Source organism: Lactobacillus acidophilus, from assembly GCF_034298135.1.
GTDB classification, from domain to species: Bacteria; Bacillota; Bacilli; order Lactobacillales; family Lactobacillaceae; genus Lactobacillus; species Lactobacillus acidophilus.
On record NZ_CP139575.1, the window covers coordinates 71586 to 93607 of the forward strand.

At 34.9% G+C, this 22022-nt stretch carries 12 protein-coding genes and 1 pseudogene; all 13 read left to right on the top strand.

Translation table 11 applies throughout. The annotated features are described in order from the left end of the window. Window positions 1–249: 249 nt before the first annotated feature. The 13 genes and pseudogenes from SO785_RS00390 to SO785_RS00450 all read left to right on the top strand — a co-directional run bounded on the left by SO785_RS00390 (window position 250) and on the right by SO785_RS00450 (window position 22015). Entirely contained in the window at window positions 250–1191 is a 942-nt protein-coding gene (locus tag SO785_RS00390; protein WP_021721389.1) for a hypothetical protein, read from the top strand. Between the two features lie 37 nt (window positions 1192–1228). After that, window positions 1229–1738 carry a hypothetical protein gene (locus SO785_RS00395; RefSeq protein WP_011254548.1) on the top strand — a complete coding sequence of 170 codons (510 nt, stop codon included), beginning with the start codon at window positions 1229–1231 and terminating at the stop codon, window positions 1736–1738. 240 nt (window positions 1739–1978) lie between these two features. Then, entirely contained in the window at window positions 1979–5536 is a 3558-nt protein-coding gene (pulA, locus tag SO785_RS00400; RefSeq protein ID WP_003549917.1) for a type I pullulanase, read from the top strand. Between the two features lie 282 nt (window positions 5537–5818). Further along, window positions 5819–9445 (top strand): mucin-binding protein, encoded by a 3627-nt coding sequence (locus tag SO785_RS00405; protein WP_011254547.1) that lies wholly within the window; start codon window positions 5819–5821, stop codon window positions 9443–9445. A gap of 151 nt (window positions 9446–9596) precedes the next feature. After that, window positions 9597–10451, top strand: a complete 855-nt coding sequence (locus SO785_RS00410) for a PRD domain-containing protein (RefSeq protein ID WP_011254546.1) — start codon at window positions 9597–9599, stop codon at window positions 10449–10451. Then, entirely contained in the window at window positions 10448–12325 is a 1878-nt protein-coding gene (locus tag SO785_RS00415; protein WP_003549922.1) for a PTS beta-glucoside transporter subunit IIBCA, read from the top strand. The genes SO785_RS00410 and SO785_RS00415 overlap by 4 nt, the downstream gene beginning before the upstream one ends. Before the next feature lie 12 nt (window positions 12326–12337). Next, complete coding sequence (locus SO785_RS00420) at window positions 12338–13819, top strand: glycoside hydrolase family 1 protein (RefSeq protein ID WP_003549927.1); 1482 nt, start codon at window positions 12338–12340, stop codon at window positions 13817–13819. Between the two features lie 325 nt (window positions 13820–14144). After that, the gene (locus SO785_RS00425) at window positions 14145–16136 is read left to right on the top strand and encodes a glucose PTS transporter subunit IIA (RefSeq protein WP_003549932.1); all 1992 of its coding nucleotides are present in this window, start codon (window positions 14145–14147) and stop codon (window positions 16134–16136) included. An 11-nt stretch (window positions 16137–16147) separates the two neighbouring features. Continuing rightward, window positions 16148–17044: an N-acetylmuramic acid 6-phosphate etherase gene (murQ, locus tag SO785_RS00430; protein WP_011254545.1), complete on the top strand. Its 897-nt coding sequence runs from the start codon at window positions 16148–16150 to the stop codon at window positions 17042–17044. Window positions 17045–17102: 58 nt separating this feature from the next. Then, a pseudogene (locus SO785_RS00435) lies at window positions 17103–17737 on the top strand (MupG family TIM beta-alpha barrel fold protein); the annotation flags it as partial. Between the two features lie 120 nt (window positions 17738–17857). After that, a complete protein-coding gene (locus tag SO785_RS00440; protein WP_240534506.1) occupies window positions 17858–18163 on the top strand; it encodes a DUF871 domain-containing protein in 306 nt (101 codons plus the stop codon). Between the two features lie 9 nt (window positions 18164–18172). Next, window positions 18173–19027 (top strand): MurR/RpiR family transcriptional regulator, encoded by an 855-nt coding sequence (locus SO785_RS00445; protein WP_003549941.1) that lies wholly within the window; start codon window positions 18173–18175, stop codon window positions 19025–19027. Between the two features lie 1980 nt (window positions 19028–21007). Then, window positions 21008–22015, top strand: coding sequence for an AraC family transcriptional regulator (locus SO785_RS00450; RefSeq protein WP_015613410.1), 1008 nt, complete (start codon window positions 21008–21010; stop codon window positions 22013–22015). The last annotated feature ends 7 nt before the right edge of the window (window positions 22016–22022 follow it).

A 22022-nucleotide genomic window follows, 5' to 3' on the forward strand; every position in this document is an offset into this window, starting at 1 on the left:
GAAAGAGATAATAAATAATTTTATATTAATTTAAAACATACTTATTTGTAGTGATTAATAGAGAAGCATCCCCAAAGGGATGCTTTTTAATATATTTAGCGAGATTGAGAATGGACGTATTATTAAAATGTTGTTTTATAAAGTACAGATTACTGATTAAACTAAATTTCTATTTTTCACCTAGCCAAAGAAAAATAGATCCATTATTATTTCATTGAAGGGGAATTTTTTACTTTTGGAGGTTAAATGATGAAGTTAACAAGAGGAGTATGCAAAGTAGCTATTATCGCTGCTTTAGCTAGTGTTGGAGTAACTTTTACTAATATTGCGCTACATAATCAAACTTACGTACAAGCTGCCAAAAAGTACTTGTTCACAGTTGCAACTAACGACAGTCTGCCAAAAGAAGGACAAGTCTATAGAAAGCCTAATGAAGGTCCAATTGACACATGGGTAGGCGGCATAAGTATTAAGGTGTACGAAGAAAAGGCAGATAATACTGGTGCGATTTGGTACCGAATAGGAAAGAACGAATGGTTGTGTTCCTACGATACTAATAAACCCAAGGGATCAAATATTCCGCAAGAAGTAAAAGATGAATTACAAAAGGCGAAAGAGGCCAAGGCCCGTTCCGGTTGGAAGAAAGTAAATGGCAAGTATCATTACTACGATACTGAAGGAAAGATGGTTAGAGTTGCATTAGTTGGTAATTATCTAATTGACCGTAACGGCAATAGACACCATTTTACAGTTAAGAAGACAGGCAACCAAGTTGCTGATGCTAAACGTGTCGCAAAAGTAATTGCAAAATGGAGTACCGGTCGTACTCAGCTCGAACGAGTAGATATGGCCGCATATTATGTATCGCTTTTCAGCAATCGTGATCGATACACGATGCGAGGCCGATATTTCAATAAAGCATATGGTGTTTTTGTTGCTAAAGAATATTCATGTGCGGGCAGTACAGATGCTTTGCGCATGGTTTTACAATTAATGGGATTTAAGGCTGAACACGTCAATAAGAATGCTTACACTCACCAATGGTGTAAATTAAAGATGGACGGCAAAGTGGGCTATGCAGATGGTCAAACTGGCTTTGCCAACTACGGTTCATACTTCACTAAGAAGAATCAATATATTGTTACACCCGAGAATTCCATTAAGGCCAAGAAGTGGAATGGCGAGTTGTAATTCATAGTAAGTTGATTAGGGATATAATGGGAAAGATATGAAAATCAAAAGAGTTTTGGCTTTTTTAGCAGTAATATTGTTTGCCATTTCAGCAATTTGGATAACTAATCAACCTGAGCAAGTTAGCGCATCTGTTTTTCAAAAGACTTCGGTACCTAAGAAGTTCCGTGGTACTTGGTATGGCTATGACTATAACAACAAGCTCAAGGGATTCAAGATTACAAGTACTAAGATTGTGCTAGCTGGCTATGCCGAGGCAGGCGTGAAGACTAGAACTTATAAGTACACTGAACCAGCACATATGTCACATGCAGATTATAATTCACACCAATTAATTAAAAGTAAAGGCAACAGAATGTTGATGAGCTATCCAAATGGTGAAACAGCAGCTGCATATGTTACTGGTAATCGCAAGAAACTCTATGTCGGTATTAATATGTGGGTAGATACATATTACAAGAGTAAGTCCGCAGCCAGAAGAAACCATAAGGCTGATAAAAAAAGAAGTAGAGCTTTCAAGCTTTATAAGTTAGTTTGGCAATGGTAATTAATTATGAAAAAAGTCCTACAGTAGCTGTAGGGCTTTTTATAATAAATGTTAAAAATAGTAGCAGTAGACACTCTATGTGAGGTCGTTACAGAAGTATCCCTTTTTATAGGGGTGTTTTTGTATGTATAGCTTTTTATAGTCTTATACGAATGTTATCGGTAACAATTTAATTGTTTATAGTAATGTAAGCGCTTTTATATTAAACTTAATTTGATTTGAATAACGGAGGAAAAGGATATGAAAAAATATAATAAATGGGGAACAAAAGGTGTTTTTATTTGTGCTTCAGCACTTTTAAGTGTTTGGCTAGGAGCAACATGGACTGATGGCAATGTGCAAGCAGCAGAAACACCAGATGCTGGAAATCAAGCATCTACTGAAGTGAGTCAGAGAGTTATCACTGAAAATGAGAAAAAGACTGTTGTACAGCCAGCTAAGGATACTCAAACTGATGAGAAGGATACAGATAATACTCAATTAGCTAGTGCAACTCCATCGGAAGAAACTACTCAAGTTGAAGAAGCTAAGCAACAAGCATTAAAAGATACGACTAAAGTTGTAGTCCATTATCAGGGTGATGGTTCTAAGTGGGTTCCGTATATTTGGGGTAAAAAACCAAATGGCAATGGTAATCAATACAAGTGGGATGGTAAAGATGACTATGGCTACTATTCCAACATTACAGTTGATGGTAATGAACAAGAAATGGGTGTTTTAATTAAGGGCAAAGATTCTTGGGATAAAGATGGTCAAGGAAACGACAGAATCGTAAAAGTTGGTGATAATGGTAAAGCTGAAGTTTGGTATAAAGAAGGTAGCGATGAAGCACAAGATGTAAAGCCAACATATGATTCGGCTAAAGTTAATATTCATTATCAGGGTAATGATGACGTAACATCTATTAGTTATTGGACTAATACAGATCCTCAAAATAAGAAAATTATCGATTTATCGAAATCTGACGTTCAAGAAAAAGAGGGATCGTTCGATTTATCAAATACTAAATTCAATAGTATCTTTGTAGCACCTATTGGTACTGATACAGAAGTAAGAGAATTTACTCCACTACCTGGTAAAAGTGCTACAGATATTTACCTAGTGACTAAAGATCCAACTGTTTATTATACTAAGAGTTTTGCTTTAGCTACTCAAAGCTTAACTTCAGCCTCAATGGATTCAGGCAAGACTGTTAATATTCAAACTGGTAAGGAAATGACAGCTGCTGAAGCAAAAAAGAACCTTTCAATAAAGGATAATTCTATTGTGAATGTAGTTGCAGTTAATCCAGATCAAGATGGTAAGAGTAAGCAATTCACAATTACCACAGCACAAGATTTGAGTATTTTAGATAATAATCAAATTGGTATTTATGGTAACTACAAGTCTATTGATATTGGTAGTTATGTAAGATCCAAAGACTTTGATACGAAATATTACTATAATGGTGATGATTTAGGTGCTACTTACACTGAAAAGCAAAGTCAAATTAAGTTATGGGCACCAACCGCTAAGAAAGTTGTTTTAAATCTTTATGATTCACTAAACAACGATGCTTCAGCTACAAAGACTTTTGTAATGAACAGAGGAGACAAAGGTGTGTGGTCAGTTATTCTTCCAGGTGATTACAAGAACTGGGCATACGATTATAGTTTATCCTTCGGTAACGGCACAACTACCCAAACCAACGATCCATATTCTAAAGCCGTGACTATTAACGGTGATCGTTCTGTTATTGAAGACGTTGATGCAATTAAACCAAATGATTTCTCAAGATTGCCACAATTTTCTGCACCAACTAATGCAATTATCTATGAAACCAGCATTAGAGACTTCACTAGTGACAAGAATTCTGGAATCAAAGATAAAGGCAAGTATTTGGGCATGATTGAATCTGGCGTAACTCCAGATGGTCAAATTACGGGCTTGGATTACTTGAAGTCATTAGGCGTAACCCATGTACAAATTATGCCAATGTTTGACTTTGCAAGTATTAATGAAAGTAAGGCAGATGATAGCTATAATTGGGGTTATGATCCTAAGAATTATAATGTTCCTGAGGGTAGCTATTCAAGCAATGCAGCTGATCCTACTACCAGAATTATGGAAATGAAGGAAATGATCAATGGCCTTCATAAAGCCGGCATTAGAGTAGTGATGGACGTAGTTTATAACCACGTTTACAATACGGACGAGCAATCATTGAATAAGACTGTTCCAGGATATTATTTCCAATATGATTCTGAAGGTCATACAACTAACGGTACTGGTTGTGGTAATGATATGGCTAGTGAACGCTTGATGGCACGTAAGTATATTGTTGATTCTGTTAAATACTGGGCTAAAAACTACAATATCGATGGCTTTAGATTCGATTTAATGGGTATTCTAGATGTTGATACGATGAATGAAGTTAGATCTGAACTTAATAAGATTGATCCGAGCATCTTAGTTTATGGTGAAGGCTGGGATATGAGAAAGACCGATCATGATATTGGTGCAGGTCAGTATAATGCCGACAAGGTTGATAAATCAATTGGCTTCTTCTCAGATGATATTCGTAACGCAATCAAAGGTGCCGAATTTGGTGGAGTAACTCCAGGTTTGGTTGAAGGAAACGGTAAAGAAGAGAACTATAAGGAAGATGCTAAGAAGTTTATAGATGGTTTCTTAGGCGGTCAGAATTATGGCAAGGATGCTAAGCACCCATATCAAGCACCAGAACAAACAATTAATTATGTAGCTTGCCATGATAACCGTACATTGTACGATATGTTGAAGACTTTAATGCCTGATGAATCTGAAGCTAATATTATCAAGCGTGATAAATTAGCTACATCAATGATGATGCTATCTCAAGGTATTCCGTTTATCCATGCGGGACAAGAAAGTCTTGGTACTAAAGATGGTAATGAAAATAGTTACAATGCTTCCGTAGAAGTAAATGAGATTAACTGGGGCCGGGTAAAAGAAAACAAAGATATGGTTGACTACTTTAAGAAGTTAGTAAACCTTCGTAAGAGTCAATCAGTATTTAGACAAAATGATTACAGTCAAATCAATAAGAATGTAAAAGTTCTTAATGACGGGCAAAATGGTGTATTTGCATTTGAATATAATACTAATGGTAAGAAACTATATGTAGCATTTAATGTTAATGATAAAGATGCTAAATTGGAAAACGTTGATTTATCGGTAGCTACTAAGTTACTGGATAGTGATGGTAATACTCAGATTGGCAAAGAAAGTGTTTTGAAACCATTGAGTACATTAGTTGCTGAAGTTTCAACTAAAGAAGCGAAGCCAGATGATAGTTCAAGCATAATCAATCCGCCAGTAAACACCAATATTGGAGATAATAATACAGATACTTTATTGTCTACTGTTGATATTGTTCTTACTCATAATGCTTATATTTATGAAAATGATGGTATTACAACGGTTAAAGCTAATGATGGTAAGAACGTGACATTAAAGGTAGGACAAACAATTCATGCACTTAATAAGGCACAAATAGTAATTCTTAATAATAAAGAATTCTATCAAATTGGCGATAACCAATATGTTAAAGTAAACAATACTTTGAATTGGAATATATTGAAGCATAATTCATTTGTATACTCTAAGAGTGGTAAAGCCTTAAAGAAAAATCACAAGCGGATTTTGCTCAAGAAAGGTCACAAAGTTTTGCTTTTGGATAATGCTTGTTTGACTAAGATTCATGGTAAGCAATTCTACAGAATTGGAAATAATAAATATGTAAAAGCAGTGAATGTTGTTATTGAAGTAAAAGCTTAGTTAGATAAGCCGAATTAATTATTACGGGCTAAAAATGCATCCTATTGAGGGATGCATTTTGTTTTCTTTTATAGATATATATTTATATCTGTCTATTTTTTTTGCACCCATCTTGTCTGCTAGTTCTCTCTTAACATATTGCTTATAAAAATACAAAATATGTGAAAATACCATATTTTATCTCCTTTTGTCTTTTTTTACGACATGGTGGAAGCGCTTATTTCTATATATCATTAAAAGGATAGATAGAATACTTAAAAAAGTGATATAAGGAGAAGAATTATGGATAAGAAAGAAGTGAAAAATAGGTTTAGTTTTAGGAAGTTATCCACAGGCTTAGCGACAGTATTTTTAGGATCAATTTTCTTTTGGACAAATGGACAAACGGTTCAAGCAGATAGTGTAGAGCCAGCTAGTGAACAGGCTGTACAAAATGTTGACTCTCAAGTACAGGCTGATAATACTGTTTCGGAAAATACCGTTAATGAAGAAAATGGCTCTACTTCCGAAACTACTACTGAAGTTAAGACAGAAATGCCGTCTGTTGATACAACATCTCAAGCTAAAGATGCAGTAGAAACTTCAGATAATAAGAAAGTTGAGCTCCCTCAAGGAGAAGCAGATAAGCAGGTTCCACAAAAGTTAGAGGTTAATAAGAGTAATCAAGCAGCTGAAACAACTGATAAAGATACAAAGCAAAATGCTACTTCTGCAACACCAGCACAACTTAATGAAAATACAGCTCCAGTTGTTGTAAAAGCTAAGTCGGAAGGAAAAGAAGTAGTTAAGGCTACTGATCCGACTGATTATCCAACTGAAGTTGGTCAAATCATTGATCAAGATAAATATATTTATCAAATTTTGTCGCTTAATGATCGTAGTGGCCGACCTTCTGATTCGAAGCTGGTTCTTACCACTAATAGAAATGATCATAATGACAAGAATATCTATGCTTACGTAGTTGATAGAAATAATAGAAGAGTAAGTCAATCAGTTACAGTTGGTGTAGATCAACATACTATTATTAGTGTGAATGGTCGCGGATATCAAATTTCTAATACCGGCGGTAGCAATGTCATTGTAGATGGCAAAGAAGTGCCAACGCAGAATACTTCTACTGTTACTTCGGGTAATGGTACTACTAGTCCAATCTATGGATTAGGTAATACTACTCGTGGTGATTATTCCGCAATTGGTGAAATCCCACCAGTATACACTGAAAATTCAGTAATCAAGTATTACTATCGTGATGAAAATGGTAATTTAAAAGAAGCTGAAAGTTCTGATCAGTATCCTAACGTAAACGTTTCGGGTCTTACTGGTCAAGAATTTGTAATTCCTAATGTGGATCAATATAAGCGGGTTATCAAGGGACGTTATTTAAATTCAGATAATTTGCCTACAGGTGATTTCACGGGAACGATTTCTCAATTTGGTGAGGGGAAATATTATAAGAAAGTCTACTATGATTATGGTACAGATGATGTGGATTATTACGTAGTATATAACCAAGTTTCACCTGACGGCACAATGGATGTTAGTCTCTTTAGAGGTGACAATAATACACCTATTGAATCAAGAAGGGTGGGTCCAGGTAGATCTATTCGTTTTACCAGTCGTAACTATACTGCTCGTAATCCATATGTGACCGAAACACCACATGAAGTACAATTTATTTACGATAAATTAGGTTCCATTGTTCCAGTCGATGAAGATGGTAACGTAATTGGCGACTTAGTCCAATTCAATAATAGTACTGATCCAACTAAGGCTGCTGTAACCGATTCGCCAGTTATTGCTGGTTATACAATTAAGGATCCTACTCAAAGAGAGATTACCCCACATGATCCTGGCAAAAATATTAAGGTAGTCTATGTTCGCAACCATGTGACAGCAGCTATTAAGTATATCGATGATACTGCTGGCGATGACTTAAGTGCGTACAACAAGTCAATTACAGCTAAGCCAGGTGAAGCACTTAACTATACTACTAAAGATTCAATTACAGAACTCCAGAATAAAGGGTATGTATTAGTAAGTGATAACTTCAATGTAACTACTATGCCTGAAAATGGTGGTAATTACGAAGTTCACGTAAAGCATGGCACTAAGACAATCGATCCAGATAACCCAACTGATAAGTACACCAAGAAGGATTTACAAAAAACAGCTACTCGTACGATTAATTATGTTGATGATCAAGGCAACAAGATTGCAGAATCTGTGACTTCCACAGTTGTTTTCACAGGGACTGGTACTGTAGATGCCGTAACCGGTAACTTAGTGAACTTACATCCCGACGGTTCGATTAAAGACCAAAACGGTAAGCTTACTTGGACTTACTCAGTTGATGGCGGTGTTGTACAAAAAAGTGATACTTACACATTTAGCGCAACAACTGCTCGACCAACTATTGATCACAATAATTCTACTTACAACTTTACTTCTACTACTCCCGCTGATTACAATGCTGGCAATGGTGCTGTATCGAGTTATCGTGTGAATAGTACTGATCCACAAAACTTAATTGTTAATGTTGTTTATACCAAGCAAGCTATCTACCATGCAGGTAAGACTGAAACTAAGAGTGTAACTCGCACCATTAATTATTTAGATGGTAAGACTGGCGAAAAGATACCAACTGATTTAATTGCAACTAACCCAGTTGCACAAACAGTTAATTTGCATCGTACTGAAATTATTGATGACAACGGCAAGGTGATCGGCTACGGTACAATCAGTAAAGATGGTAAATCATACACTATTAACAATGATTGGGTAGTCGACGGTAAGTGGGCAAGTGTAACTTCACCTGATTTATCAGCTAAGGGTTATAAAGCTCCACGTTTTGAAAATGGTACTTCAGCTGCTAGAGTTGACGAAGTAATTGTTGGTAGTGGTACCAAAGACGCTACTGTTAATGTTTATTACGATCATAATTTGATCCCAATTGGACCAGATAATTTTGATAAGCATGGCGTAGATCGAAGCCAGATTGAGAAGCAGGTTAAAGAAACAGTTCATTATGTAGGTGCTGGCGATAAGACTCCTGCTGATCATGTGCAAACTTCGAAGTGGACGCGCACTATTACTATTGATGCGGTAACTAAAGAAGTTGTACCTAATGGTCAATATACAACTGATTGGACAATTCCAAAGGGTGAGAAGACCGAGTATGCTCAAGTAAATACGCCAGTAGTTAATGGCTACTATGCTGATCAAGCTAATGTTCCGGCAACGACTGTAACTCAAAATGATATTGAAAAAACAGTAACTTATAAGCAAATTGGTAGGATTGTTCCAGTTGATCCAAATGGTAAGCCAATTCCAGATGCACCAACTCCACAATATCCTAACGATCCAACGGATCCGACTAAGGTACTTCCTAATGTACCGGTGCCAAATATTCCAGGCTACAAGCCAAGTGTGCCAACAGTTACTCCAACTGACCCTGGCAAGGATACACAAGTTCCATATACACCGGTAACTCCAACTAATCCAGATAATCCAGTCATTCCAACGCCTCAACCGGAACCAAACCCTGATAATGGTAAGGATAAGCCGGTCGATCCATCCAAGCCATCAGATGATCCAGTTCATCCTGAATATCCTGGTATTAAGAGGGGACAGGATAAACCTGATAAGGAAAAGACTGATAAGAAGAGAAATGGCAAGACTAAGGGTAAAGAAAATACACCTACTGGAAGAGATGCTGTTAAGCGAGCTGGACGAAGCGATGATGCACTTAAATTAGCTAGTGAAGCTAAAAATCGCCGTATGACTATTCAAGGTAAGAATGAAGAATTACCACAAGCTGGTGAAGATCATAATGCTATGGCGTTGATTGGTCTTGCATTTGCCACTCTTGCTGGAAGTGTAGTCTTTGCTACTGATAGGAAACGGAGATAAAAAACAATTGCTTTTATATAATGAAAGCGTTATCATGATTATAACAAGTGAAAATGAGTGAAATTGTTAGCCAATAATTGGTGCAGGCTCACTTATCCCTTTGAAGGGATGAGTGGGCCTTTTTTCTTTGCAAAAGGGGGGACTGGATACTATGCGTATTAAACAAATTCTTAATAACGGTGCAATAGTCACTACCAATAAGGATGGTGAAGAAGTAGTTGTTCTTGGAAAAGGAATAGCTTTTGCTAAAAAAGTTGGTGATGAAGTTGATAAAACAAAGATCTATAAGGTATTCACTCCTTTTGATGCTGCTCAGCGTAACACGTTATTAAAGACAATCCATGAGACAGATCCAATATTTTTTCAAATATCAGAAAAAATTGTGGATCGGTTAAAGCAGGAAGAAAACATCGATCTAGCAGATAGTGTTTATATTACGCTGACCGATCACTTGGCAACAAGTGTAGAACGAGGAAAGAAGGGATTGTATCTCAGTAATAGCTTTCTTTGGGAAATTCAAAATTATTATCCAAAAGAATATCGTTATGGTCTTTGGGCATTGCAGTTATTAAATAAACAATTTGATCTGCAATTTCCTGAAGATGAAGCTGGTTTTATTGCAGTTCATATCATTAGTGGCGAATTGGAAAATGATATTGATGATTTTAAAAAGTCGATAGATTTTATCAAAGAAATCACCAAAATAGTTCGGTACTATTTCAAGGTAGATATTGATTATCAATCAGTTACTTACAATCGTTTTGCCTTACATCTTAAATTCTTTTGGCGATACATGATGTATCGAAAAGGAGAACGTAAATTGGGTGATCTAAGCTATGAGATTTTGAAAGTCATTAAATCCAGTGATATTGATGCATATAAATGTTCATTAAAGATAAAGCAATTTATTGCTGAGAAATATAATTATGATTTGTCCAATGAAGAAATAATGTATTTAGCGATCCACATTAATAAGATCACTTCTGATCTAAGGAGGAAAAGATGAGATATGAAAAGATGAACCAGGAAATTCTGGCAGCAATAGGCGGAGAAGAGAATATCCAATCAGTTGTCCACTGCGCAACTAGATTGAGATTCGTCTTAAAGGATGAAAGTAAGGCTGATGATAAAAAAGCTGAAGCGATTGATGGGATCTTACAAGTTGTTAAAAAAGGTGGCCAATATCAATTAGTTATCGGCAATAATGTTGAAGATGTGTATGATGATTTAATCAATATGATTCATATAGAGACTAGTGACAGTAATAAGCCTAAGAAAAAACAGAATTTATTTGATGCTATCATTGGTGCTATCACCGGTTCTATTGCACCTGCGATACCATTACTTGCTGGTGCCGGTATGGGTAAGGTTTTACTTTTAATCTTAACCATTTGTCATGTTTTATCAGATAAGAGTCAAACTTATCAACTATTAAACTTGATTTTTGATACTGGATATTATTTCATGCCAGCTTACGTTGGTTTTTCAGCTGCAAAAATTTTTAATACTGACAGAATGCTTGGTGCCTTTATCGGGTTAATGACTGTTCATCCAAGCTGGGTTCAGATCGTAACTACTAATAAACCATTCCATTTTTTAGGATTACCAGTTCCATTGGTTCAATATTCGTCTACTTTGATTACTGCGATTCTTTCTGTATGGATTATGTCTTATATTTATAAATTTGTTAGAAAGATTACGCCGGGCATGGTTAAAGTCTTCATGGAACCGATGCTCACTATGTTGATTACTGGTCCATTAGTTTTCTTGATCATTGGGCCAATCTCTAATTGGATTTCAGAAGGTATTGGCTTTATTGCAATGTGGCTTTTCCGCAATGCTGGTGTCATTGCTATCCCAATTTTGGCTGCATTATATCCTTGGCTTGTATCTATTGGTATTCACAAAGCTTTGTCTCCAATTAGTATTCAATTAGTTGCTACTCAAGGCTTTGACCCAATTATTCGTGTTGTCGCATTATGTTCGAATATGTCTCAAGCTGCTGCTTCACTTGCAGTGGGCTTGAAAACTAAGAATAAGAAGTTAAAGTCATTAGCTCTTTCATCAAGTGTAACCGCCTATCTTGGTGGTATTACTGAACCAGCTCTGTTCGGTGTTAACTTAAGATTAAAGAAGCCTATGTATGGTGCAATGATTGGTGGAGCGATTGCCGGTATTGTTGCCAGCTTCATGAAGTTAAAAGCCTTCATTTATGTAACACCTGCCTTTTTAAGTTTACCAATGTGGATTTCAAAGACTGAGAACTTTGTTGTTCAAGCTATTATCGTTATTATTGTTGCAAGTGTTGCCACTTTTATTGCCACTTGGATAATTGGTTTTGATGATCCAATAGATGAGGATCAAGTTAAGAATGCTAAAAAAGAAGAAAAGAAAAATTTTGACAAAGATCATAAAAAGCATGAATTGCATGCACCTGTTAAAGGTCAATTAGAAGATATTTCAAAAGTTGCTGATCCGACTTTTGCTAGTGGGGTTATGGGTAAAGGGATTGCTATTGTTCCTAGTGAAGGAAAAATTTTTGCGCCGGAAGACGGTGTAGTTACCGCAATCTTTGATACTCATCATGCTATTGGATTACATCTAAGTAATGATGCCGATGTCTTGATTCATGTGGGTATTGATACGGTTGAAATGAAAGGAAAAGGTTTTAAACAACTGGTCCAAAAGGGAGACAAAGTTACCGCCGGTCAAGAATTACTTGATTTCAATATTGATGAAATTAAAAAGAATGGTTATGATCCGACTGTTGTTATGATCGTAACTAATTCTAAAGATTTTTTAGAAGTACTTACTGTATTAAAGGATAAAGATGCAACTAAAGAAGTTACCAACCAAGATAATGTAATAATTTTAGCTTAGAGGTTATTCAATATGAATACATATCATGTTCCACATGTTTTTTTATGGGGAGTTGCTACTTCAGCTAATCAAGTAGAAGGAGCATGGAATGAAGAGGGCAAAGGAATATCGATTGCAGATTGCGAACGATTTAATCCCAATCAAGATTTAGATGATTATCGTAAGGTAAATGACATGACAACTGCTGAGATAGAAAGTGCAATGCAGGATAAAAGCAGTAAATCATGGGGTAAACGCCACGGTGTAGATTTTTATCATTATTATCAATCAGATTTAGAACTGTTAGCTAAAATGGGAATTAATTCGATGAGAACGTCGATTGCCTGGAGTCGTATTTTTCCAAATGGCGATGATGCAAGGCCGAATCAAAAAGGTCTGGAATTTTATGATCGACTTTTTACTAAAATGCATGAGCTAGGAATTCAACCAGTCGTTACACTTTCTCATTATGAGATGCCGCTAAATTTAGTTCTTAATTATGATTCTTGGTATGATCCTAAGATAATTGATTATTTTTATCGTTTTTCAAAAACTGTAATTGATCGTTATCACGATAAAGTGAAATATTGGCTTCCGATTAATGAAATCGATAGTATTATTCGACATCCTTACTCCTCAGCTGGATTAGTTGAAGACCGTTTTCCAAATAAAAATTTTAAAGAAGTTATTTACCAATCAATGCATCATCAATTTGTTGCTGCAGCTAAAGTCACTAAATATATTCATGAAAATTATTTGGGTCATAAAGTTGGCAGTATGATAACAAGCACTATGGTCTATCCATATAATAGTGATCCTCGTAATATGCTTAAAGCAACGCAAATTATGCGAGAAAGCTATAATTTTAGCGATGTTCAATTACGAGGGAAATATCCTCAAGTGCTTTTGAAGCAAATGATGGAGATGGGGATTCATGTGAAAATGAGCGATAAAGACTTGCAGCTCATTAAGGAAAATACGGCCGATTTTGTTGCCTTTTCATATTATTCTTCAATCTGTACAGCTCATGATACTGAAGGTTTGCAGATTACCAAGGCTAATAGAACCATTGGTGTTTATAATAAATATTTACCGACAAGTGAATGGGGCTGGCAAATTGATCCAGTTGGGTTGCGTCTTATTATGATTAATTTGTATGATCGCTATCAAAAGCCTGTTTTTATTGTTGAAAATGGGCTGGGTGCTAGGGATAGATTAACTTACGACTTTAAAATTCACGATCAATATCGCATAGATTATTTACGTGCTCATATCAATGAAATGTTAAGGTCCTTAACTGAAGATGGCATTGAATTAATGGGATATATGATCTGGGGAACTACTGATATGGTTTCTGCATCAACCACTCAGATGTCTAAACGCTATGGCTTGATCTATGTTGATTTGGATGATGAGGGTAAGGGTACTTGCAAGCGGTATTTAAAGGATTCCTATTATTGGTATCAGAAATTGCTTTCTTTTAAAGCTGATATACCGGTGGATTATTTGAATTAGTGGCTAGGCATATTCATAGAAGTTTGTAGTTAAAAATAGAAATTTATTATTTCATACTTAAGAACGCATCCTTTCGGGGATGCGTTCTTATTTAAGTCAAATATTGTTAATCAACACTTATTATCCAATATAAGACGAAACAAAATTTCATTATACAAGATCATAAAACTTAAAATATTTTGATCAAAACCACAGTATTTAGCTTTACAAATACCCATTTAAGGTATTAACATTTAATTATAGAAAGCGATTACATATCTTCCTATAAGATTCTAATAGCTGGTAAATGAAATATTGTTACTTTTTATAGATAGAGGAACACATCATGGAAAAGGATAAATATCAACGCCTGAGTGATGAAATCTATGCACAAATAGGTGGCATAGACAACGTCGAATCTATTATTCACTGTATGACTCGTCTAAGAATTAAAATACGTGATATGTCAAAAGTGAATATTACTGCGTTAAAGAAGATTGACGGTGTTTTAGGTGTTGTTGAAGCAGATACTTTAGAAATCGTTCTTGGCCCTGGGGTTAATACCAAGGTAGCTAAGATCATGAATGACAAGGCAGGGGTTAAAGAAGGCGAAATTTTCCCAGCTAATTCTTACCAAGCTAATAAAAGTGAAGTAGAGAGAAAGGCTGCGGAAGTTCATGCTGCACACAAAGCCTCACTTAAACAGACTTGGTGGAGAGCTGCCTTACAACACATTTCAGCAATTTTTGTTCCATTAATTCCAGCTTTTGTTGGTGCCGGTTTAATTTCAGGTGTAGCAGGTATTTTAAGAAACATGCTCACTGCGAAAATGTTGCCAGGTTCTTGGAACTTAGGTGTTACTGTTTTAGCAATGATTTCAAGTGCGCTTTTTGCTTACTTGAATATTTATGTTGGTATTAATACTGCTAAAGAATTTGGTGCTACACCAGGCTTGGGTGGTATCATCGGCGGTATTGTATACTTGCCAGGTATTGTTGCTCCGGTAACTATTCCTAATATTTTTGATGGTAAGCCACTGGCTGCTGGTCAAGGTGGTATCATTGGAGTTCTACTTGGAGTATGGCTCTTATCTTATGTTGAAAAATTCTTCCATAAACATATAGCCGATTCGGTAGATATTATCTTTACTCCCTTCTTAACTATTCTAATAATGGGGCTGTTTACAGTATTTCTCATTATGCCATTGGCTGGATGGTTCTCAAATTCATTAGTCGGCGCAATTAATTGGGTACTTAAAGTTGGTGGACCTGTTTCTGGTTTTATCCTCGGGCTATTCTTCCTACCTATGGTAATGCTGGGACTACACCAGATTTTGACACCAATTCACTTGGAAATGATTCAAAAATTAGGATTTACACCATTGCTTCCAATTTTAGCCATGGCTGGTGGTGGCCAAGTAGGTGCTGCCGTCGCTTTATGGGTAAGATGTCGTAAGAACAAGCAACTTGTTAATATGATTAAGGGTGCTTTACCTGTTGGTATTCTTGGTGTTGGTGAACCGTTAATTTATGGTGTTACCTTGCCATTAGGTCGCCCATTTATTACCGCATGTATCGGTGGTGGTATTGGTGGTGCTGTAGTTGCAGCCTTTGGTCAAGTAGGCTCAATTGCTATTGGACCATCTGGCGTTGCTTTAATTCCATTAATTGCTCATAACATGTGGTGGGCTTATGTACTTGGACTTCTAGCTGCATATATCGGTGGTTTTATTGCTACTTACTTCTGGGGCGTGCCAAAAGAAGCTATGCTTCCAGATGGTCAAGCTGGTCCTGAAGTTGCTGAAAGAAGAGAAGCTGAAGAAGAAGCAACTAACTTGGATATGAAGCCTGCTACTACATCAACAATTGCTAAGCCAATTACCCAAGATATTGCAGCCCCAGTTTCTGGACAAATTGAAGGTTTAGAAGAAGTAAATGACGAAGTATTTTCACAAAAAATGTTAGGTGATGGGTTCGCAATTATTCCAACTGATGGATCAATTGTGGCTTCAGTAGATGGAACTATAGTTAGTGTCATGTCTACTAAACATGCTTTGACTATGACATCCGCAAAAGGTAACCTTGAAATCTTAATTCATATGGGAATCGATACAGTAGAATTAAAAGGTGAACCATTTGATATTACCGTAAGAGAAGGACAAAAAGTTAAAGCTGGTCAAAGCCTTGGAACAATGAATATCAATAAGATTAAAGAAGCAGGTAAAGATCCAGTTGTAATGATGGCTGTAACTAATAAGGATACTGTTCAGGATATGAAGCTATTACAATTTGGAGAAGTTAAGGCGGGAGAGTCCGTCCTAGAAGTTACCAGTAAGTGAGGAAAAATAAAATGGAAATAAAAAATTTAACTACTGAGCAACGTAATCCTGCTTCTATACATATTGATACTGTTTCTACTGTAGAAATGGTAAAAATTATGAATGAGGAAGATCAAAAAGTTGCCTTAGCTGTTGGCAATCAAGATGAACAAATAGCAAGGGCAATTGATGAGGCAGCTAACCGCTATAAAAAGGGTGGTCGGTTAATTTATCTTGGAGCTGGCACCAGTGGAAGATTAGGCGTGTTAGATGCAGCTGAATTAGTTCCAACTTATGGGATTAAACCAGAAAGAGCCATTGGTCTAATTGCTGGCGGTCCAGGAGCAATGTATAAAGCTGTTGAAGGTGCTGAGGATGATACTAATTTAGGCGCTGAAGATCTTAAAGATTTGAACTTAAATAGTCAAGATATTGTCTTAGGCTTAGCAGCTAGTGGTCGTACTCCTTATGTAATTGGTGGTCTTGAATATGCCAATCAAATTGGTGCCTTCACCATTTCAATTGCTTGCGTTAAAGATTCTGAAATTGGTAAACATGCTGAGGTCGCAATTGAGGCTGTAGTTGGTCCTGAAATAGTAACCGGTTCTACACGGATGAAATCGGGAACTGCGCAGAAGATGATCTTGAATATGATCTCAACTGGGGTCATGATCAGACAAGGAAAAGTTTTTGAAAACGTAATGATTGACGTAATGCCGACAAATTCTAAATTAGTTGATCGGGCAAGTCGAATTATTTCTGCTGTAACAGATGCAACACAAGAAGAAGCGTTGCAGACGTTAAAGAAAGCGGAAAATAATGTTCCGCTTGCCATTACCATGATCAAGACCGAGTCTAATAAAGATGAAGCTCAAAAATTATTAGAGCAATATAACGGTAATGTCAGTGAAGTTATTAAAAACAATTAATTAAAAGCCAAAAAGCGATTAGCTTTTTGGCTTTGTTTTTTCATAGAAGGAAAAAATTATGTTAGGATTTTCGATTTATTTAAATAACGATATTACTTCAGCAACTGAACAATATATTAATCGACTAAAGCAAAATGGGTTTGATGGGATTTTTACCTCAGCTCATATTCCTGAAGAAGATCCTAAGAAATATCAACAAAGATTATTTTCTTTAGGAAATTTAGCCAAAAATAATAATTTAAAAGTAATGGTTGATATAGATCAAGTTAGCTTGAAAAAATTAGATATTTCATTAAGTAGTTTAGATTCTTTGAAAAGAAGAGGTATTACTGGGTTAAGAATTGATGACAAGTTAGCGCCTAAGCAGATTGCTGAATTATCGCAAAAAATTGAAATTGGAATAAACGGAAGTACTTTTACAGAAGAAGAGTTAAAGCAATTGGGTACTTTCAATGCAGAAATGAAAAATATTCAGGCATGGTTTAATTTTTATCCATGTCCTGATACAGGTATTAGTCGACAATTTTTAGAAAACAGACGCAAATGTTTAAACAATATGGGCTGAAGGTACAAGCATTTTTCGCTGGGGATGAAAATCTACGAGGACCATTACACGAAGGATTACCAACTTTGGAGTATCAAAGAAATTATGATCCCTTAGCTAGTATTTTAGAATTAAAAGAATTAGGAGCTGATTTACTTTATTTGGGAGATCCAGGAATAAGTGATAAAGCTCTTGATCAGATAAAGAATTATCAAGAAACGGACAGTATTATTCTTTATACGAAACAAGCAGAAAATATTTCTGAAGAAATGTACAATTATATTCTAGGGAAACACAACCAGCGTCCTGATCCTGCAGAACATGTTGTCCGTTGTGAAGATTCACGGATGCATGCTGCACCAAGGATTACTCCAGAAAATACAATTTTAAGAGAAGTGGGGAGCATTACTTTAAACAATTGTCTTTATGAGCGATATGCGGGAGAAATTCAACTAGTTAAAGATGCTCTCACTATGAATAAGAAGGTAAATGTAGTTGGAAAAGTGACTAATGGCTCTCTTCCTTTAATCGATTTGATTAAACCAAGTCAGAAATTTTATCTATTTAAAGAATAGGAAATAAATATGCAAAACATTTTTTCAATAATTAAAGGTAAAAAATCACAATTACCTAAAAAAGAACAACTCTTAGGCGATTATATTATTGCAAATCCTGAAAATGTTATTTCTTCCTCAATTCAAAAACTTTCTAAAGATACAGGTATTAGTACTGCAACTATCGTCCGTTTTTGTCGAGAAATTGGTACTAATGGATTCAGTGATTTAAAGCTGCAATTAGTTGCTGCACAGTCAAGTGTAAATAATAATGATTATCACGAATTTGATGCAGGAGAAGGTATTGCTGCAATTAAGAATACTATGGCCGCTCGCTTTGAAAGTGCCATTGAAGCCACACAAAGCGGACTGAATGATAATAGTGTGGAAAAAGCTGTTCGAAAAATTTATAATTCTTCTTCAATTTTAGTTTATGGGGCTGGTGCTTCTGGAATAGTTGCTAGTGATATGTATCAAAAATTTATGCGTGTCGGTAAAAATATTAATTATATATCCGATTTACATGTAGCTTTGGCTCAGTTGGCTTCTTTTACATCAGATGATCTATTAATTTTGATTAGTAATGATGGTAAGACTACAGAAGTCAGTGACATTCAGAAAGTGGCTGATAAATTTGGTATCCCCACACTGCTTTTAACAGCTAATCCACGCTCATTTGTTGCTAAAAAAGCAGATTTAGTTTTATTAACTCAGGATATTGGTGAGCCTTCAATTAGGTCTGGAGCTACAACTTCATTAATAAGTCAGATGTTTGTGGTAGATGTGCTCGTATTTTCATATGTATCAGTACATTCTGATGAGGTACTTAAGAAGTTGAAGCGGTCTAATGAAGCTACTGCTATTCATAAAAATAGTAGGAAATAGGCAGGTATTTATCCATGTTTACGAAGAGTAAATAATTTATACAAAATATCTTTTTCACCCTGTATCAATTCTTCCAAGTATAACTCAAGAATTGCATTGCCAATGTCGCTCTAAGGTTCAGCTTATTGATCAATTAGATCAACTTTAAGATGAGTTAAAGAACTTATATGATTTTGTGCAAGGTGCTTGGCATTAATGTATAAAAATAAAAAAAGATCAAACATGTGTGAAATCACCATGCTTGATCTTTTTTTATGACATAGTTTTAATATCATAATTTATCTATTATGAAACTAGGAAAATTGTATTTGATGATTAATTTAATTAAGGAGGTGATGGTATAAAATTAGAAATTAATAGTTCTAATGATCAGTCTCGATGGCAAACTTTTATCCTAGCTACCATAGGTGAAACTAATTGAATTAATTTGAAAAACAACTTTAATTGTCATTCAGTAAAATAATTAGTTATGTGCATAGTTACGTTAATTAAAGTTCCGTTGTTCAAAGATTCAACTTTTAGTATTAATTTTTGTTTAGATGATCAAAGTTAAAACGTGTAAGGCGTAATGGTGTCAGGGCATTTCACCATTAAATTTAAAACTGATATTAATGAAAATGTTAATCTTATTGCTTGATATAATTGTGCTCCCTAAAATGTTAAATAATAATCATCAATTTTTATCAGAAGATAATTTTATAGTTGATTTAATATCGGAAAAAATTAACTTTACATGATTTAATAAAAGATCTATACATGTTTATCCTTAAAAGCAAAACAATAAATAAAGTTTTATGTGCTGATTTCTTAAAATAATTCCCATTTAGTAAATAATGAAAAAGCAAAAAGATTTGGTAATTGTATAGTAATGAAGTTTAGATGTTAATAACGCTGTTATTGCCAGTATTCACATTCCTCGTAGTGTTATTTCTTAAGTTAAAGTGAGTACGTTATTGCATTAAAAGAGAGTAATCTCAAGACTTCTTATTATTACTATTTCAAATGTTCTTAATGTGACAATTGCTGTAATGACTATAGTAGTTATGTTAGTGTGGGCTACTAATTTGTAGAAGACAAACTATAAGTTAATGTCTTTTGGGGATATATGATGTTATATTCTTTTACTTTAAATTAAGTTATATAGGCATAAATTTAGTAATTGTGGTTAGGTTATCTCAAAAACTAATTCATAAAAACAGAATAATTCCTAAGAAATTCTATTGGTTCTGTGAGCATAACTTAAAATTTAAATTATAGGTAGTTGTTTAAAGTTAAAAAAGTGCAAATTGAAATCCATACTTATGCAGGAAGTTGTACCGGTCAGTCCTGGAAATCTTAACAATCCAGAACCGGATACATCGTTAACTTTGGATAAACTAATAGCCGCTAAAATAACCTTAACACTCTCTGTAATAAGTCAGTTAGCTTTGATTGAATCAGAAGAAGTTGATCCGATAAAACAATCCAAATAAACCTAATCATACGAATCCCAAAATGCTAATGCTGTAAGCTTAAATATTTTAGTAACAAATATGACTGACTAATCCGAAAATTAGTAAGCATAATTGAATGAGAAATCGTTGATTTTCAAAATTTAAGTTAGTTATTATCGACTGGTAGTAAGGCTTTTGTGTCAGTAATTGAATTTGATGAAATTTTAAAGAATAAGAGTTTGTATGAACTATCAAAACCTTCGTAAATTGAACTTCTAAAAAATCAACATATTTATATATTTCTAGGCTAAATACTTCAAGAAACTTAATTTTACGTAGTGAAAAATCTACGTTTGATAGATATATTCTTTAATTCTATCAATTATTTTTATCCGAATAACACTCATAAATTATAATAGTTTATCGTCAAAGTCTACGTTAAAGCTATCAATACGTGCAATAGGAGTCTGATAGTCTAACATATAAGAATTTTATCCCATATACGGATGTGTAAATTTGTACTTATTATAAAGGTTCGGTGCAACCAATGGATGCTGAAGTTCTAAGAATACTGCGTAAAAATAATAAGTCTCAAGATTGGGGAAAAATAAATAAAAAATTACATCCTAAGATTGTAAAATATGTTGATGGCAAACCAGTGTATCAATTTTTTGATACGCTGAATGACAATTCTTTTGAAAAAAATGGACAATTAATTTCGATTAGGACACAACCAGTAAATAGTTTTGTTCCATATCATGTACATAATTACGTTGAAATGATGGTGGTCTTGTCGGGAAGATGTGTTATAAAAACCCAGAGCGAATCGATTACTCTTATCCAAGATGAAATTATGATCATTGGATGTAAGACGATTCATAAAATTAAACCCATCAATGATGAGACAATCGTAGTGGAAATTGCTTTAAAAAGAACGGCTTTTTCACTAAGAGATCTAACATTTCTAACGCATTCACGTGATGCTCAATCTGTATCTTCTACTGTATTTTTCCTTTTATCTAATGACGATTCGTATGGAGCTTTCAACGTGTTTCACACACAACATGATGTAAATGTTGTTAACAAAGTTAATAATATTATTCGTGAGTATTATCGTCCCGATAACTATAGTAACCAGGTTATTAAGTTTAAAATATTAGAATTATTTATTCGTTTAGTTAGGTTGGCATCGAAAGGTCCCATACTTCAAACACAGAAAGAAGATCATAAAAATAACGAAGTAGATGCGCTAACTTTGCTCCTTTATATTGAAAAAAACTATAAAACTGTGACTTTGAAAAGTATGGCTAAGCATTTCAAGTTTCATCCTAATTATTTATCTTCTATTTTAAAAAGAAAGACCGGGTATACTTTCATTAAATTGGTTCATTTGCAACGTATAAATGTAGCCGCAGAATATTTATCGCTTACAGATATATCAATTGAAAGTATTTCGTTAGCGGTAGGGTATGAAGATCCATCATGTTTCTATAAAATTTTTAGAAATCATATGGGCTGCTCGCCAAGAGAATATCGCCAAAGGCAAGCAGCATGAATAGTGA

Excerpts from the sequence above, each read along its gene's own strand:
- SO785_RS00390 (WP_021721389.1), top strand. The coding sequence starts at position 250 with ATGAAGTTAACAAGAGGAGTATGCAAAGTAGCTATTATCGCTGCTTTA.
- SO785_RS00395 (WP_011254548.1), top strand. The coding sequence starts at position 1,229 with ATGAAAATCAAAAGAGTTTTGGCTTTTTTAGCAGTAATATTGTTTGCC.
- pulA (WP_003549917.1), top strand. The coding sequence starts at position 1,979 with ATGAAAAAATATAATAAATGGGGAACAAAAGGTGTTTTTATTTGTGCT.
- SO785_RS00405 (WP_011254547.1), top strand. The coding sequence starts at position 5,819 with ATGGATAAGAAAGAAGTGAAAAATAGGTTTAGTTTTAGGAAGTTATCC.
- SO785_RS00410 (WP_011254546.1), top strand. The coding sequence starts at position 9,597 with ATGCGTATTAAACAAATTCTTAATAACGGTGCAATAGTCACTACCAAT.
- SO785_RS00415 (WP_003549922.1), top strand. The coding sequence starts at position 10,448 with ATGAGATATGAAAAGATGAACCAGGAAATTCTGGCAGCAATAGGCGGA.
- SO785_RS00420 (WP_003549927.1), top strand. The coding sequence starts at position 12,338 with ATGAATACATATCATGTTCCACATGTTTTTTTATGGGGAGTTGCTACT.
- SO785_RS00425 (WP_003549932.1), top strand. The coding sequence starts at position 14,145 with ATGGAAAAGGATAAATATCAACGCCTGAGTGATGAAATCTATGCACAA.
- murQ (WP_011254545.1), top strand. The coding sequence starts at position 16,148 with ATGGAAATAAAAAATTTAACTACTGAGCAACGTAATCCTGCTTCTATA.
- SO785_RS00440 (WP_240534506.1), top strand. The coding sequence starts at position 17,858 with ATGTACAATTATATTCTAGGGAAACACAACCAGCGTCCTGATCCTGCA.
- SO785_RS00445 (WP_003549941.1), top strand. The coding sequence starts at position 18,173 with ATGCAAAACATTTTTTCAATAATTAAAGGTAAAAAATCACAATTACCT.
- SO785_RS00450 (WP_015613410.1), top strand. The coding sequence starts at position 21,008 with ATGGATGCTGAAGTTCTAAGAATACTGCGTAAAAATAATAAGTCTCAA.